General features: G+C 46.5%; 16 protein-coding genes. 2 read left to right on the top strand and 14 right to left on the bottom strand.

Annotated features, from left to right (window positions below; genetic code table 11):
• Positions 1 to 185: 185 nt before the first annotated feature.
• From VST71_09635 to rpmB, 12 genes are all read right to left on the bottom strand, one after another.
• Positions 186 to 1,943 carry a hypothetical protein gene (locus VST71_09635; protein MEC4685976.1) on the bottom strand — a complete coding sequence of 586 codons (1,758 nt, stop codon included), beginning with the start codon at positions 1,941 to 1,943 and terminating at the stop codon, positions 186 to 188.
• A gap of 20 nt (positions 1,944 to 1,963) precedes the next feature.
• Entirely contained in the window at positions 1,964 to 2,419 is a 456-nt protein-coding gene (locus VST71_09630) for a hypothetical protein (GenBank protein MEC4685975.1), read from the bottom strand.
• Between the two features lie 91 nt (positions 2,420 to 2,510).
• Positions 2,511 to 4,721 carry a type IV pilus secretin PilQ gene (gene pilQ / locus VST71_09625; GenBank protein MEC4685974.1) on the bottom strand — a complete coding sequence of 737 codons (2,211 nt, stop codon included), beginning with the start codon at positions 4,719 to 4,721 and terminating at the stop codon, positions 2,511 to 2,513.
• On the bottom strand, positions 4,721 to 5,254 hold the full coding sequence (locus tag VST71_09620) for a pilus assembly protein PilP (protein MEC4685973.1): 534 nt from the start codon (positions 5,252 to 5,254) through the stop codon (positions 4,721 to 4,723). Before VST71_09620 ends, pilQ begins: the two co-directional genes overlap by 1 nt.
• Entirely contained in the window at positions 5,251 to 5,883 is a 633-nt protein-coding gene (pilO, locus tag VST71_09615; protein MEC4685972.1) for a type 4a pilus biogenesis protein PilO, read from the bottom strand. Before pilO ends, VST71_09620 begins: the two co-directional genes overlap by 4 nt.
• Position 5,884: 1 nt before the next feature.
• Complete coding sequence (locus VST71_09610; protein MEC4685971.1) at positions 5,885 to 6,442, bottom strand: PilN domain-containing protein; 558 nt, start codon at positions 6,440 to 6,442, stop codon at positions 5,885 to 5,887.
• Positions 6,439 to 7,491, bottom strand: coding sequence for a type IV pilus assembly protein PilM (pilM, locus tag VST71_09605; protein ID MEC4685970.1), 1,053 nt, complete (start codon positions 7,489 to 7,491; stop codon positions 6,439 to 6,441). The genes VST71_09610 and pilM overlap by 4 nt, the downstream gene beginning before the upstream one ends.
• 196 nt (positions 7,492 to 7,687) lie before the next feature.
• Positions 7,688 to 8,575 (bottom strand): tRNA pseudouridine(55) synthase TruB, encoded by an 888-nt coding sequence (truB, locus tag VST71_09600; GenBank protein ID MEC4685969.1) that lies wholly within the window; start codon positions 8,573 to 8,575, stop codon positions 7,688 to 7,690.
• Positions 8,572 to 9,540, bottom strand: a complete 969-nt coding sequence (locus tag VST71_09595; protein MEC4685968.1) for a bifunctional oligoribonuclease/PAP phosphatase NrnA — start codon at positions 9,538 to 9,540, stop codon at positions 8,572 to 8,574. The genes truB and VST71_09595 overlap by 4 nt, the downstream gene beginning before the upstream one ends.
• Positions 9,527 to 9,889 carry a 30S ribosome-binding factor RbfA gene (gene rbfA, locus VST71_09590; protein ID MEC4685967.1) on the bottom strand — a complete coding sequence of 121 codons (363 nt, stop codon included), beginning with the start codon at positions 9,887 to 9,889 and terminating at the stop codon, positions 9,527 to 9,529. The genes VST71_09595 and rbfA overlap by 14 nt, the downstream gene beginning before the upstream one ends.
• A gap of 36 nt (positions 9,890 to 9,925) precedes the next feature.
• A complete protein-coding gene (locus VST71_09585) occupies positions 9,926 to 10,201 on the bottom strand; it encodes a DUF503 domain-containing protein (protein ID MEC4685966.1) in 276 nt (91 codons plus the stop codon).
• A 191-nt stretch (positions 10,202 to 10,392) separates the two neighbouring features.
• A complete protein-coding gene (rpmB, locus tag VST71_09580) occupies positions 10,393 to 10,581 on the bottom strand; it encodes a 50S ribosomal protein L28 (GenBank protein ID MEC4685965.1) in 189 nt (62 codons plus the stop codon).
• Positions 10,582 to 10,698: 117 nt separating this feature from the next.
• On the opposite strand from rpmB, the gene infB reads away from it, so the two are divergent.
• Entirely contained in the window at positions 10,699 to 12,981 is a 2,283-nt protein-coding gene (gene infB, locus VST71_09575; protein MEC4685964.1) for a translation initiation factor IF-2, read from the top strand.
• A gap of 35 nt (positions 12,982 to 13,016) precedes the next feature.
• Positions 13,017 to 13,451: a DUF721 domain-containing protein gene (locus VST71_09570; protein MEC4685963.1), complete on the top strand. Its 435-nt coding sequence runs from the start codon at positions 13,017 to 13,019 to the stop codon at positions 13,449 to 13,451.
• Between the two features lie 14 nt (positions 13,452 to 13,465).
• Here the strand turns inward: VST71_09570 and clpX are convergent, their stop codons facing one another.
• Both clpX and clpP read right to left on the bottom strand, forming a co-directional pair.
• A complete protein-coding gene (gene clpX / locus VST71_09565) occupies positions 13,466 to 14,692 on the bottom strand; it encodes an ATP-dependent Clp protease ATP-binding subunit ClpX (GenBank protein ID MEC4685962.1) in 1,227 nt (408 codons plus the stop codon).
• Positions 14,693 to 14,760: 68 nt separating this feature from the next.
• Positions 14,761 to 15,399 (bottom strand): ATP-dependent Clp endopeptidase proteolytic subunit ClpP, encoded by a 639-nt coding sequence (gene clpP, locus VST71_09560; GenBank protein ID MEC4685961.1) that lies wholly within the window; start codon positions 15,397 to 15,399, stop codon positions 14,761 to 14,763.
• Positions 15,400 to 15,406: the final 7 nt, after the last annotated feature.

The raw sequence follows: 15,406 nt of genomic DNA, 5'->3' as shown, positions 1-15,406 counted from the left end.
GCCATAAGCTGCCTTTACAGTAATTGTAATATTTGCTGATAAGTTATTAAAAAGAAGGGGCGCTTCACCTTAAGGTGAAGCGCCCCTTCTTTTTAATAACTTATCAGCAAATATTACAATTACTGTAAAGGCAGCTTATGGCTCAACGCATTAGTTCAATCAGCCGCCTGATTCACTAAAATTGCTCAATTTATGATACCTGATATAACTACAGGATATTTAACACCCTCCCACTCTACTTCAACGAGACCCCTGACATTCTCCGCTGGATCGGTATCACCGGCGTTGCTGTCTGAGAGAGTAAAGCTGAATATTACAGGGGATGACGACAACCCGTCGGCTATAGGGCTCGGAGGATAGGCGCTCAACTTCCCGCCATCTGCACTGACACTTATGGTTGTGCCTGGTGAGGGACGGTTCAGGTTTGTATCAGCGACTATGACACTGAAGGTCTGCGAGTCTCCGTCACCTATGTCAAACGTCGAAGGAGTCACAGCAAAGTTAACAGGCTTGCCTGTAAACATAAGGGTTATTGTTTTATACAGCATCTTGCTGTCTTCCCTGCCGGTACAGGTATAGGACGGATCCGGGTCAGGGCCGTCCCAGCAGCCGTTGGGACCGTCATACTGACCATTACCGTTCGTATCTATGAACAGTTCGAGGGGATCGGTACCGGTACCGTCATCCCTGACACCATTATCGTTCAAATCAATAAAGGGCTCTCCCAGATCATCGAAGTCCTCTCCGGGATCAAAAATACCGTTTGCATTGGCATCCACAAAGCTCTCTTCCCCCATGACCGTTGCAAGTATGGTGACCCACCCGTCACGAGGATTGTTTGATGTGTCTACGGTTGGCCAAGTACCCGACACGAGGGCCTGGAGTGCTGTCTCATCGTTAACACCCGGGATCGGAGTAGAAGCGTCAGTTGCAACCACATCCTCCGGCATCGGGTTCTGGGTCCTGAAGATTACCGTGCCGGCACCTGTGGAGTCTACGTTCACGTTTCTGTCTATGGCCCCTGCCTCTGCGTAGAAGGATATGGACGTCCCTTCAAGGACATTGTAGTTACCGAACCTGTCCGCTACAAAGGCTGATATGTTCGCCTCCCTGTTGATGTATGCCAGACCGGGAAGGTTATGGACATCAGTAGCCAAGGTAAAGCTCCTGGCAGTCGGGACCCCGCCGCCTATGGATATCGGGAAGGACGACGTTGACAGGGTCGTACCATTGACGTCTACAGAGGCCACAATCGTGACAGGTCCAGCCACTGAGCCACTGTGCAGTATAGTTACAGCCTCTCCGTTCACAGTGGATGTGGATGTTGGATCCAGATATTCACCGCCATTTGGTCCCTTCATGGTAAATGTTACAGATGTACCATCAGTAACAGTATTGCCGTTTACATCCTTTACAAGGAATGTTATGGTTGATGTCTCTGTCTGACCTGAACCCTTCAGACCGATAACCTGTGGTGATGCAGAAGAAAACTCTATACTGCCGGCATCAGCGCCCTGAATGGTGACCGTTACCGTATCGCTCACACCCCCGGCTGTTGCGGTTATAGTAACCGTCCCCGAAGTCGTGCTATTTGCCGTAAAGGTCGCCTTTGCTACTCCGTCAACCGTGGTTGCCTGTGAGGGGATAACACCAAGACTTGATGGGTCAAGTGAAAAAGTTACAACCGTACCGTCAGGGACATTGTTGCTGCTATCGTCAAGAACTGCGGCTTCTATGCTCGATAGCCCCCCCACGGTTACTGCTGTCGGGTTTGCAGTGACTGATACTGTACCAACTACAACTGTACTCGTTTCAGTATCAGTACCCGTCCCGGACGAACTGGGGGGCAGACTGCTACTTTTAGAACCACAGGAAGATAAGGCTACAACCAGAAGAATCATGAAAAAATTAACGGCTAACCTGCCAGGCATATTCTTGCGCATTATAAAATCCCTCCTAAGCACTATGGCGTAGTCGTAGTCGCTACCGTAACTTCCAGAGACGAAGAGGCAAAATTGGCTCCAGACCTGACTTCAATGTCTCCTGTATACTCATATGCACCACCAGAAATAAAGTCCAGTCTGAAAGTGTAAGCTCCAAACTCATCTGTAGTGGCATCAAAGGGTGAATTCACAGGGGTATCTCCCTTGTAAAGCTGCACCAGGTTGTATGGATTGGGAGAGGCCCAGATGAAGGATATTGACAGTTCAGCATCCCCTACCGGGTATCCGTCCTTGTCGACAACGGATACTGTATAATATTGTGTTGACCACCTGGCGGTAGTGTCTCCGTTTTCAACACTTAAAGATGGAGGGTTGATGGTTATCGTTGAATCAGGCGGGGCACTTACATCACCGCATGACCATAGAAAGAGTATTGCTATTAAAGGTAGTACATATTTAAAGTGCCGGATACTCATATCGCCTCCTTTATTACTTCATATAAAACTGTTTATGCTCTACAACGAGCAGTATGATTCTAATTTATTGCACGCACTTATTTGTGAGTTGTTATTGGCCCGGGCTCCTCTTGATTATCCTCGGCGTAATAAATATCAGAAGCTCATTTGTCTGGGCCTCTTTTTTCTTGTTCTTAAATAGCCATCCCAAAATGGGTATATCCTTGAGACTCGGCACACCTGACTCGGAATTATTGTTGACCGTCTTGTAGATACCTCCGATTACAAGGGTCTCTCCATCCTTTATGATGACATTCGTCTTTGCCTCTTTCTTGTCAGTACCCGGCACACCCTCAACAGAAGGGATTGTGGGGTCGAGCTCCTCTTTCTTTGCCTCAACGCTCAGGATAATCGAGCCATCAGGCGTTATGTGCGGTTTTACCTTCAGCTCGAGCTTCACATCCTTAAACTCCGTAGAGACCGTACCCTCGGACGTAAGCTTTCTTACGGGAATACTCTTGCCCTGGGATATGAAGGCCTCCTTGTTGTCAACTGTAATGATCCTTGGATTGGAAACAATCTTGAGTTGACCGGTTGTCTCAAGGGCTGATAACTCAACATTCAGAGATAGCGTTCTTGCTGCATTTAAAAACCCGAATGTAATCCCTGACCCGGAACCAGGACCGGCACCGGCAGCCGGGAAATCCACAACATAGGGTGTCAGGCCTCCAGCGCTTGAAAGCCTGTTACTGGTGGTAGCGGTAAACCCCCACCTTACACCAAACTCCTGTGATACATTGGTATTTACCTCTACAATCCTTGCCTCTATCATCACCTGTGGAGTGGACTGATCAAGTGTCTTGATGAGTTTCTCCACTTTCGGCATATTGCTTGGAACATCCTTTATTATTAAAGAACTTATCCGCTGGTCAACACTCACACTCCCCCTCTCCGAAAGAATTTTCCCCTGGTCTATTGCCGACTGCACCTTGCTTACCTCGGCATAACTGACGGGAAAGACCTTTGTCACAAGGGGTTCTGCCTTCCGTGCCGCATCTTTTGCCTTGAGGGTCTCTTCCCTCTCCTTGACGAGAGCGGACAGGGGAGCTATCCTTATTATATTGCCTTCTAAAACCATGCCGAGATTATGGGTCTTCAGTATAAGGTCAAGCGCCTGATCCCAGGGAACATTTATGAGTTTTATCGTAATTTTCCCCGTAACCTGGGGAGCAACAACTACATTATAACCGCTTACATCAGCAAGGAGTCTGAATATGGGTATAATATCTGCATCCTGAAAATCAAGAGATATCTTCCTGCCCGTATATTTGCCCGCTACAAGTTCCTTTGTTGATTCTTTTAACAGTCCTTCTCTTTTTACTACATTCTTCGCTTCACCGGAATCAACTTCCTTACTCATTTCTGCCACTGACTCTTCAAGAAGCTCAGGTGAACGGAGAGATATCTCTACCCTGTTGGCTATTGATATAACATCAAAGGTGGTATTATCATCAAGGTCAAGGACGATACGTAATCTACCTTCATATTCGCCCCACCTGATCCCTCTCAGTGGTTTTATAACAGTCTCGGGGACAGATGCCCTCATATCCACATCAGGAATATCTATCACAAGTCTGCCGTCAAGTGGAAAGACATCAGGGATCATCCTGCCGTCACCATTAATAGTAACAACCACTCTGTCTCTAAGCCTCTCCATTGATACATCATCAATGTATTGTGCAGGTGGTAAATCAGCGGCTCCCTCAGATATGCTCTCTGAAGGTTCTTTCCGACTCAGGTTCTCAGCTGTTTCACCCTTTATTAATAATGTCAGCTTGCCTCTTGTATATTGCGGCACTATATTTGCCGGAGAAGAAAGGAGCACCTCGAGCCTTGCACCTTCAGTAGGGACCCTGGCATACTCCGGACTGATCTCGGTTATCCCGGCAACACCCGGCACAATCTTCTGCGTATATTTACCGAGAGCCACCCCTCTGAGCCCTACAACCACCTTAAACGGATCATCCGGCTTGTATATTGTGTACTCAAACGGTGCACTTGCAGATATGGTCAGCCTGTTGTCTGAAGCTGTAATTGAAGTTATCTCGGGAGGAGTTTCCTGAGCCCCTTTAACCCGCTTGACCGGTTCTACGGAAGTACATCCATAGAAAGATGTAAAAAGAAAAAGACATGAAATAAGAAGTGCTAAAGAATAAAAGTTTAAGCGTTGCGGACCGGGAATTACGCATTGTGTGTCCGACCTGCATCCCGTAGCCCGTAACCCGTTAAATGAATTTCTTCTTCTCTTATATTGTTTCTCCATTATTCCTCCTCTTTGCGGAGCTTCAGAACTGTATCTTTAGGTTTTAATTGCCCTCTGTAATCAACCACATATTCCCGGATTATAACGCTATCACTCGTAATATCAATAACCTTCCCACCATAAAGCCCCAAAGTCGTTCCTTTCTTGATAGTATAAGCCTTCCCGTCAGGGAGGGCAACTGAAGCATAATAGTCCTTACCGGTATAGACCACGCCAAGGAGCCGGAAATCCGTAACGTCATAATTCTCCAGGGGATTGAGCGTCTTCTTTTTCTTCTGTACCTTCTGTTTCGTCATGACAATAATGGAAAGGAAGGGGTCACGTCTGCCCTCGGGATCATAGATAATTGGCTCGATACTCTTCCTGGTTTTGTTGACTTCAGGCTTGACGGTTTCAGTTGTTTTTTTCACTGTGGTTGTCTGAACCGGGGTTTTCTTTGCCGGCCCGGATTTTTTAACCTGCGGCTTGTCTTTACATGCAAGAAGCACGGAAGTCAACAGCATTACAATCAATATGTTTAGTATGGTCTTCATCTTCTACGACCCCGCCTTCCCTTTTTATCTGCCGCCCCTTTTTGAATCTCGCCTTCAGGAATTGCAGAGAATGTCACGGCAACAAAGGATATCTGCAACCTGGCTTCCCTTGTTTCAGGTTTTGGATTACTGAGTTTTATATTTGTAACATTTACGATCCTGCTAAGTCTTGTAAGGGAACTGAAGAAATAGCCCAGTCTGTGATATGAACCTATCATCTCCACCTTCACGGGTATCTCATATACAACTCCACTTGGGTGGGTCTTTCTCTTGGAAGGCTTCCATAGCTTTATCTGCAAGCCGGACTTGATTCCAAGGTCTGAAACCTGCTTCAGAAGAGTGGTTACTTCCTTTTCCTCGGGTAACTGTCTCTTCAGCTCATCCAGCTCTTTAACCAACACCTCATAACGGGCCTTGATTTCCGGCAGCTTCCTAAGCTTTGTTTCCGCCTTTCCTATCTCCTGCTCCTGCTTTGCAATATTTTTTTCGAGTAACTTAATCTCGGCAGTCACAGGCTTATAATAGATAAAGAAGAAGAGGACTATGATCAGAAGGGGCAGACCTGCTGCTATGGCATATTGCGCTGCCGGTGGAATTGCCTTGAGATCTATTTTTAATTTTGGCGCCATCTCAACCACTTACTCCCAGTTTTATCTTGAAGTTATACACAGGGATCTTCTCCTTTGATCCGCCCTCGGATATCTCCTTACGTTTTGACTCGGCAAGGTACACAGAGTTGAACAACGGAGACTTTTTAAGCCTGTTTACATATTTCACTACATCCGAGTTGGTAAAGGCATAACCTTCCATATCAACTGTATTACCGGTGACTTTAAGCTCTTTAAGCCATATCCCGTTTGGCAGGTCTTTACTAATCTCATCCATCAACCTGACAGGAATGCCCTGATTCTTTCTTAACTGCAGTATTACACCCTTCTTTCGTTCCACAGTTTTGACAAGTGTTTCGTAGTTCTCCAAAGCCTTCAGTTTCTTCTTCATGTCCTGGAGTTTCTGTTCATTAGCGGTCTTCCTGGCTTGCAGGGTTTTAAGCTCTTCCTTGATATTAACGTACGTAAACAGCACACCTATCAGAACAATAACGGTTGCTATGACAGTGACTATAATAAAACCCGGAACCGGCTTTGGCTTCTTCTTTCTTTTAACAGGGAGAAGATTTATCCTTATCATCTGTCTCCGACCCTCCTGATGGCAAGCCCCACGGAAACAGCGGCTATAGGCGCTATATCCCTGATGTAAGCATCATCCAGTTTCTTCGAGATAGTAATGTTCTGAAATGGATTTGCAATCTTCACCTCTATGCCTAACCTCTCAGCAAGCATTTCAGGAAAACCTGCAATAAGTGCACAGCCACCACTGAGTATCAACTCAGCCACTTCCTCTTTTGCCATGGAGGTCCTGAAGTACTCCAGGGAACGGCCTATCTCATTAAAAATCTCCTCAGAGGCAGCTTCAATTACAGTCCTGGCCTCCTCTTCAGATATGTTTTCCACCGTCTCACCCCGTTTAAGCCTCTCGGCTACCTCATAAGGTATATGGAACTCCCTCTGCAGGGCTTCTGAATGGAGGTTGCTCCCCACAGGGCCGTCCCTCGTAAAAGAGGGGATTCCCCCTTTAATGATGTTCATCTTGATGGAGCTTGCACCAATGTCCACGAGGGCAACATTCCTGGAAGCTGAAATCTCATAATTCAACTCATACATATTTTCAAGTGCAAACACATCAACATCCACTATAACAGGGGTTAATCCGGCATCTTTTACAACACTGACATACTCATTTATAACGTCCTTTTTTACTGCCACCAGTATAACATCCATCTGTCCGGGCTCTTCCTTTGGACCGATAATCTGAAAATCTATGTTTACATCGTTTATGTCAAACGGGACATACTGCTCTGCCTCAAACTTAATGGATTCCTCAAGCTCTTCCTCGCTCATTTCAGGCAGACTTATCATTTTGATGATTACCGAGGAATGACCGGAAACCGATATAACGGCTTCCTTACCTTTTATTTTTGACTTGCGGAGGAGTTCCTTGATTGAATCGGAAAGACGGAGAGAATCGATGATAGAGCCGTCTACAATGAGTTCAGGGGGTAGCGGGATCATATCAAATTCTTCAAGTTCATAGCCGCCTCTCGTCTCTTTTATCCGGGCTACCTTTAAAAATCCGGCCCCTATATCCAGCCCTATCGGTATCTTTTCACCAAGCAGCATACCTCTATATAAGCAGAATTTTTTTTTCTTGTCAAGTGTTTTTTCTATTTTTTTTCGAATGTTGCAAAAAACTTTAATCCCTGATCACGAAAAAAAGCTTACTGCAGCTTTTCAGATCGCATGGAACAGAAAATTCTCAACGTGTATCCATACTTAACACTTCTATCTTTATTTAACACTTTCATGTTTTCACCGGTCACTGAAAAAAGACCTTTTCTATCTTCATTAGCCCTCCATCTTTCAACTTCCCAATGGCAAAAAAATCACCTGCAGGACTTTTTAATCTGACGGGTTCTCCCTCCGATATTCCAATATTTGCAAAAAACGCCGTACCATGACCGGCAAGCCTGAACTGCTCGTCATTCAGGGTTAACTCATTCAGGTGTGCCAGGGCCTCATCCATTGTGGAAAAAGTAAAGCTTCCTTTCCCGAGTTCCTCAAAAGAGACCGCGTCCTCTACTTTAAAGTGTCCTATGGCTGTCCTTTGCAGCCTCTTAACCACAGCCCCCACCCCAAGGGCCTCACCTATATCACGGGCAAGACTTCTGATATAAGTCCCTTTGGAACATCTTATCCTTACAACAAATTCAGGCAAAGAGAACGAGAGCAGCTCCATCATGGCAATAAAGACCCTCCTCTCTTCTCTCTGAACAGTTATCCCCTGCCTCGCAAGTTTGTAAAGCGGCACCCCTTTCTGCTTTATGGCTGAATACATCGGAGGGACCTGCATTAATTCCCCCTTAAATTGCCCGAGAACCCTTATTATTCCGTCTTCAGTAATGCCGGCCGTGTTCTCTTCTTTAATTATACTTCCAGTGATGTCAAGGGTATCGGTCACTATGCCGAGCTGAAGGTGGGCTATATACTCTTTTTCAAGAGATGAAAGGTACCCGGTTATCCTTGTAGCGCCATTCAGACAGACAAGCAGGAGACCTTCGGCAAAGGGGTCAAGGGTGCCTGCATGACCGGCCTTCGAGGCCCCGAGGAGCCGTTGTACCTTCCGCCCTGCCTGGTGGGATGTGATATCCGGTGGTTTGTTCAGATTTACAACAACGCTCTCTTTAAAACTCTTCTCAATGATCATCGGGCTGCTACTGAGTCCTGAATCGCCTCTATAAGCCCTTTCTTAACATCCCCGATATCACCACAAACCTTGTAACCGGCTGCGTTTTTATGTCCGCCACCACCAAAATGCGAGGCAATCAATGAAACATCACAGTTGCCTTTACTCCTGAGGCTGGCCTTCCAGCAGCCTGATTCAACTTCCCTGAACATGGCCGATATGTCCACTGACTCTATCATCCTTGGAAAGTTTATAAAGTTCTCTGTATCCGAGGCATCCGCCCCTGTCTCCTTAAACATATCCAGGGTAATGGTTGCAATAGCACTGCTAATGTTACCTGTATGCACAATCTCCACAGTCTTCAGCATACTGACAAATAGCCTGAATTTATTGACAGACCATGATTCATAAAGCCGCCGGGAAACTTCTCCGGGGTTAACCCGGGCATCCACCAACTCGGCAGCAGCCCTCAGCACCTCCGGTGTGGTGTTCTCATACCTGAAGGTTCCCGTATCCACGGCAATTGCCGTATAGAGGTTTACCGCCATTTCCCTGTTAATTTCCACTTCAAGTTCTCTTATAAGATTATAAATCATCAACCCCGCAGCAGGGCTTTCAGGTTCTATCCACCTTATATGACCAAAGTCCGTAACAGTCTGATGATGGTCGATAACAACGATCTTTTTGCACTCCACATCCTTCAGCCCCACCCTCTCAAGGTCATTGCAGTCCAGGACAATGAGAACCGAATTCTTCAGTCTCTCCCTGTCCATCCCGGTCTCAACCAACTCTGAAGAGGGAAGAAAGTTGTACATATACGGCACCCCATCGCTGTTAAAGACCCTCACATCCTTGTGCATCAATCTCAGGGCAAGGGCAAGGGCAAGGGATGCTCCCAGGGCATCTCCTTCAGGATTGATATGGGAGGCAATTGTAAAATACTGCTCTCTCTTTATTAGCTCAACAATCTCTTCAGGAACCTTCACTTTCACCCTCTTTTTTTATCTTGCGAAGCAATTCATCAATCTTTGCACCATATTCAATTGATTCATCCTCATGGAATTCAAGCGTTGGAAGCACCTTCATCCTTACACGCTTTCGCAGCTCCGACCTTATAAATCCCTTTGCGGAATTCAGAATCTTCAGTGTGCTCTTTGTTTCGCTTTTCTGGAGGACACTCACATAAACCCTGGCAATCTTCAGATCTTCCGTGACTTCCACCGAGGTTATGGTCAGGAAACCCAGGCGAGGGTCCTTCACCCTCCTCATGATAATATCGGCAATCTCCTCCCTCATGAGGTCACCGATTCGCTTTGATCGTTTATATGGCAGCATAATTTTATATTCCTTTAAAAGTTAATTGTTTCAGACTTACAGCAACTCTATATCCATCTTCAGCACCTCAATGGACGCCTCGGAAAGAACCAGGTTTTTTATCTTCTCAAAGGTACTGTAAAGGTGTGAGGTATCATTCGTAACACACACTATCGAGATGGTAGTCCTCTGCCACAGATTATTGGCATCCTCTGCTACCGAGACGTTAAATTTCGCAAGCCTGTCTTTGAGTGAGCGTATTACGAAGCGTTTTGACTTCAGTGAACCAGCCTCGGGGATAAAAATATCCAGGGTTAAAAGACCAATTATCATTTCTTACATCTTATGGATTGACTGTCTGCTTATGGATTGACTGTTCCGGTTCTTCCCAAAATTCAGTTGATAACAGGGATTCAGGCTTCTCACCTGTATCCCTGCACCTTTAATCCATAAGATTTCACCAGTTTCTGAATATAACTCGTAATATAATAAAGTCAGACGCTGATTTAAAAAAATCAACCGTTTCAGATTGCCTTTGTAATCTTGCCGGACCTTATACACCTTGTGCATACATAAGTCTTCTTAGGGCCATGTTCAGTCACTATCTTTATTCTCTGAAGGTTAGGCTTAAAAACCCTCTTTGTTCTTCTGTTGGAATGACTGACATTATTTCCAACTGAGCGTATCTTGCCACAAACATAACATATTGCCATCTCGTAATATCCTCCTTAATCGGGTTCTTGTTTGCACTAAAAGGAGTAAATATGATAACATTTTATGATAACTGTGACAAGTCCTGTTTATAGCAGTGTCAGAAAAGGGAGATATTGATGGAGAAGATAAGAGTTTACGAACTTGCCAAAAGGCTGGGAGTAAAGAATAAAGATATACTTGATGAATTAAAGAAGATGGGGGTTGATGGAAAAACCCACTCTTCAAATATTGATACAGACATTGCAGGTAAAGTGGAAGCGTTATTTACAAAAGGCTTGAAAGGTACCGGGAAGGGAACGGAAAAAACGGCCATAGCGGTTAAACAGAAACCTCAAACCCGCCAGAAACCTGAGAAAGAACCAAAAGCCGAAAAGAAGACGGAACCAGCTATATCTGCATCTGCTGTCGAGGGCGTGGAGAGTGTGTCCCCTGACAGCCCCCCAAAAGAGGCAACAGACCAGAAGGCGGATACCCCAAAAAGAAAGAGCATGCAGCGGGCATTTCAGGCTATAAGAAAGATTGAGCCCAAGAAATGGCTTGACTCAAAGAGTGGAAAGAGGGCCGGAAGGGGAAGGGTTCTTAATCAAGGCCGGTCACAGCATACTGCCACGCAAACCCAGCATATCTCAACGGCAGCTCCCAGGAAAAAGGCGATAAAGCTGCCTGAAGGTGCCACTGTCAAGGAATTTGCAGAACTGATCGGCCAGAAGGTCTCCGAGGTTATAAAGAAGTTTATGGAACTTGGTACAATGGTCACGATAAACCAGCCGGTAGACCTGGATGCAGCCATACTCATTGCCGACGGCTTCGGAATCAAATTAGAGTCAGCCCCTCTGGAAAACGAAAGGGTGGAGATCGAGGAGATTGAGGAACGGCCTGAAGATCTCTCACCAAGGGCCCCGGTTGTGACTGTAATGGGCCATGTTGACCACGGAAAAACTTCGCTTCTTGACGCAATTCGAAAGACCCGCGTTACCGAGACCGAGTCAGGCGGAATAACCCAGCATATCGGTGCATACAAGGTAAGGCTCAAAGACAAGGATATAGTATTTCTGGATACCCCCGGACATGAGGCGTTTACAACAATGAGGGCAAGGGGTGCACAGGCCACGGATATAGTAATACTGGTAGTTGCCGCTGATGACGGTGTCATGCCACAAACAGTGGAGGCAATCAACCACGCAAAGGCTGCCGGTGTTCCCATTATCGTGGCAGTGAACAAGATTGACAAGCCCGAGGCAAATCCCCAGAAGGTAAGGAGTGAACTGGCTGAATACGATATCGTTCCTGAAGAATGGGGGGGAAAGAATATCTTTGTTGAGGTATCTGCAAAAAACGGAATCGGAATAGATGAACTGTTGGAGATGATACTGCTTCAGGCTGAAATGATGGAGCTGGAGGCAAATTACGAAAGACCTGCAAGGGGAGTAATCATAGAGTCCAGGCTCGACAAAGGCAGAGGCCCGGTTGCAACCGTCCTTGTGCAGTCGGGAACACTGAAGATTGGAGATGCCTTTGTCTCGGGAAAATCCTACGGCAAGGTCAGGGCGCTTATCAATGACAGGGGAAAGAGAGTTACAGAGAGCATACCTTCAACACCTGTTGAAGTAATCGGGTTTTCAGAGGTTCCCCAGGCCGGTGACCACTTTGTTGTAGTGGAAGATGAAAAGAAGGCCAGGCAGATAGCAATGGCCAGGCTTCACAAGGAAAGGCTGGCAGAGATGGCCAGGGCAAGAAAGGTTAAACTCGATGAGCTCTACTCGCAGATCAAGGAAGGGGAGATCAAGGAGTTAAACATAATCATCAAGGCTGATGTGCAGGGCTCTGTAGAGGCCATCAGGGAATCCCTTGAGAAGATTACCCACCCCGAGGTCAAGGTGCGGGTAATACACACGGCAGTTGGAGGGATCAACGAGTCCGACGTAATGCTGGCCTCTGCTTCCAATGCCATTATAATAGGGTTCAACGTCAGACCCGAATCAAAGGCGGCACAGGCTGCTGAAAAAGAGGACGTTGATATCAGGCTCTATACTGTAATATATGAGGCCATTGAGGACGTAAAGAAGGCACTTGAGGGCCTCCTCGAACCAACCCTGAGGGAAAAGGTCATCGGCAGGGCCGAGGTGAGAGAGGTCTTCACAATATCCCATATCGGCACAGTGGCAGGCTGTTATGTACTTGAGGGCACCATGCAGAGGGCAAGTGACGGTGTAAGGGTTATAAGGGACAATATAGTCATCTACGAGGGAAAGATAGCCGCCACTAAAAGATTCAAGGAAGATGTAAAAGAGGTCCAGGCTGGATATGAGTGCGGTATTACGATTGAAAAATTCAATGACATCAAGGTTGGAGACATACTGGAAAACTTCATAATTGAGAAAATCGCAGGAAAACTCTGACATTAAAACTGCCGGACCGGGCTTGACTGTTCCAGATGAAATCCATAACTACCGAGCTTTCAGACATTATAAAAAACCTTGGCCTTTATGAAGAATTCAGGCTCGAATTTCTAAGGAAAGACTTCAGGACAATATTCCCTCCCCCCATGGGTGAACACCTGTACCCCTCGACACTGAAAAGGGGACAATTGCTCATCATTGTTGACTCCCACGTGTGGCTTAACGAGATAAGACTTCACAAGGAAGAGATGAAAAAGCGTCTTTCAGGGTATGGAATTGAATCGATCAGGTTCAAACTCGGAAGGGTATTCAGAAAGAAGAAGGGCAGGCCTGTACCTCCTGCAGCCCCCGTCAATATACCCGAAGAGCTGATTGATGACGTTACCCTGAAAATAAAGGACCCCCATATTCGGGAGTCCCTGTTAAATGCAATCAAATCATCTATGCGGCATCATCCCAAAAGGATTTAGAGCCATCAAGTGGATTAGGCTGTCTTTTCATAAATCAGGATCGGTCTTTCCTGACGTGTAATAACCTCTTCATTAATCACGCATTCCCTTATCTCTTTACGCGACGGAATCTCGTACATCACCTCAAGCATTATATCCTCAAGGATGGCACGCAGTCCCCTTGCACCGGTCTTCCTCTTTATCGCCTTTCTTGCAATGGCACGCAGGGCTCCCTCACTAAAGCGTAACTTCACGTTATCTATGGAGAGCAATCTCTCATACTGCTTTGCAAGGGCGTTCTTCGGCTCAACAAGTATCCTTACAAGTGCCGATTCATTCAGCTCAACCAACGTGGTAACCACAGGAAGCCTTCCGACAAACTCGGGGATCATCCCGTACCTTACAAGGTCCCCTGGCTCCACAATGCTCAGGATATTCCCTATCTTTCTCTTTGCAGTGGTATCAGCTCCAAAACCAACGGTCCTCTTTCCTATCCTCTTCTCGATAATCTCTTCAAGCCCGACAAAGGCGCCGCCACAGATGAACAGGATACCGGTTGTATCCACCGGAATATACTCCTGCTGCGGGTGTTTCCTCCCACCCTGAGGCGGGATATTCGCAACCGTGCCTTCAACAATCTTCAGAAGGGCCTGCTGTACGCCCTCTCCCGAGACATCCCTTGTAATGGAGGGGCTGTCGGACTTTCTGCTTATCTTGTCCACCTCGTCTATATAGATTATTCCCCTCTGAGCCCTCTCAACATCGTAATTGGCTGCCTGAAGCAGTTTGAGTATAATATTCTCCACATCCTCACCAACATAGCCGGCCTCTGTAAGGGTTGTGGCATCTGCAATAGTGAAAGGCACATCGAGTATCCGTGCAAGTGTCTGCGCAAGGAGAGTCTTACCGGTCCCGGTCGGACCTATAAGGAGAATATTGCTCTTCTGAATCTCCACATCCGTCTTGACCGGATGGTGAATCCTCTTATAATGGTTATGAACCGCAACCGAGAGCGTCTTTTTTGCCTTCTCCTGACCGATTACATACTCATCCAACGCCTTGTGTATCTCCATAGGTGTGGGCAATTCCGGAAACGGCAGTCCTTCATTGAAGGTCTCCATCTCTTCGGCGAGTATCTCGTCACAGAGCTCCACACATTCGTCACAGATATAAACCGTGGGCCCGGCAATGAGCTTCTTCACCTCACTCTGGGTTTTACCACAGAAAGAACACTGCAACTTATCTTCTTCCTTTTTAGACATCCTATAGCCTCCTGTCAGCCGCTACCGGCTAATCCTTCTTAGTTCTGAATATACAACTAACGTATATATTACTCTTCTTCCTTTTCTTTTTCTTGCTTCATGGAATAGATCACATCATCAACAATCCCGTACTCCTTTGCCTCTTCTGCAGACATGAAAAAGTCCCTGTCCGTGTCTGCCCGAATCTTGTCATAAGGCTGGGATGTATGGTTTGCAAGGATACCGTTCAGCGTCTCCTTCATTTTGAGAATCTCCCTTGCATGGATCTCTATATCAGTGGCCTGTCCCTGAAAACCACCCATAGGCTGATGTATCATTATCCTCGAGTGGGGGAGTGCAAACCTCTTTGACTTTGCCCCTGCCGACAGAAGCAGTGCTCCCATGCTCGCCGCCTGTCCCAGGCAATAGGTGGCAATATCAGGCTTCACATACTGCATGGTATCATAGATGGCAAGCCCTGAAGAGACAACGCCGCCGGGGGAATTGACATAGACATGGATATCCTTCTCAGGGTCATCAGTCTGAAGGAAGAGAAGCTGCGCAATCACTGTATTGGCCACATGATCGTCTATCGGCGTACCGATAAAGATTATCCTGTCCTTTAACAGCCTTGAATAGATGTCATAGGCCCTCTCCGTCCTTCCCGTCTGTTCTATTACAATAGGAATCAAACTCATCTTCTTACTCTCCTCCTGGTTTAAAGTCAGTGTCAGC

The organism is Nitrospirota bacterium, from assembly GCA_035873375.1.
Classification (GTDB): Bacteria; Nitrospirota; Thermodesulfovibrionia; order Thermodesulfovibrionales; family JdFR-85; genus BMS3Bbin07.
Note: the sequence above shows the minus strand (reverse complement) of the source record. Positions and strands in the feature narration are given on the sequence as shown.

Excerpts from the sequence above, each read along its gene's own strand:
- VST71_09630 (MEC4685975.1), bottom strand. The coding sequence starts at position 2,419 with ATGAGTATCCGGCACTTTAAATATGTACTACCTTTAATAGCAATACTC.
- VST71_09620 (MEC4685973.1), bottom strand. The coding sequence starts at position 5,254 with ATGAAGACCATACTAAACATATTGATTGTAATGCTGTTGACTTCCGTG.
- rpmB (MEC4685965.1), bottom strand. The coding sequence starts at position 10,581 with ATGGCAATATGTTATGTTTGTGGCAAGATACGCTCAGTTGGAAATAAT.
- truB (MEC4685969.1), bottom strand. The coding sequence starts at position 8,575 with ATGATCATTGAGAAGAGTTTTAAAGAGAGCGTTGTTGTAAATCTGAAC.
- rbfA (MEC4685967.1), bottom strand. The coding sequence starts at position 9,889 with ATGCTGCCATATAAACGATCAAAGCGAATCGGTGACCTCATGAGGGAG.
- pilM (MEC4685970.1), bottom strand. The coding sequence starts at position 7,491 with ATGCTGCTTGGTGAAAAGATACCGATAGGGCTGGATATAGGGGCCGGA.
- VST71_09585 (MEC4685966.1), bottom strand. The coding sequence starts at position 10,201 with ATGATAATTGGTCTTTTAACCCTGGATATTTTTATCCCCGAGGCTGGT.
- pilO (MEC4685972.1), bottom strand. The coding sequence starts at position 5,883 with ATGGCGCCAAAATTAAAAATAGATCTCAAGGCAATTCCACCGGCAGCG.
- VST71_09635 (MEC4685976.1), bottom strand. The coding sequence starts at position 1,943 with ATGCGCAAGAATATGCCTGGCAGGTTAGCCGTTAATTTTTTCATGATT.
- VST71_09570 (MEC4685963.1), top strand. The coding sequence starts at position 13,017 with ATGAAATCCATAACTACCGAGCTTTCAGACATTATAAAAAACCTTGGC.
- infB (MEC4685964.1), top strand. The coding sequence starts at position 10,699 with ATGGAGAAGATAAGAGTTTACGAACTTGCCAAAAGGCTGGGAGTAAAG.
- clpX (MEC4685962.1), bottom strand. The coding sequence starts at position 14,692 with ATGTCTAAAAAGGAAGAAGATAAGTTGCAGTGTTCTTTCTGTGGTAAA.
- VST71_09610 (MEC4685971.1), bottom strand. The coding sequence starts at position 6,442 with ATGATAAGGATAAATCTTCTCCCTGTTAAAAGAAAGAAGAAGCCAAAG.
- pilQ (MEC4685974.1), bottom strand. The coding sequence starts at position 4,721 with ATGGAGAAACAATATAAGAGAAGAAGAAATTCATTTAACGGGTTACGG.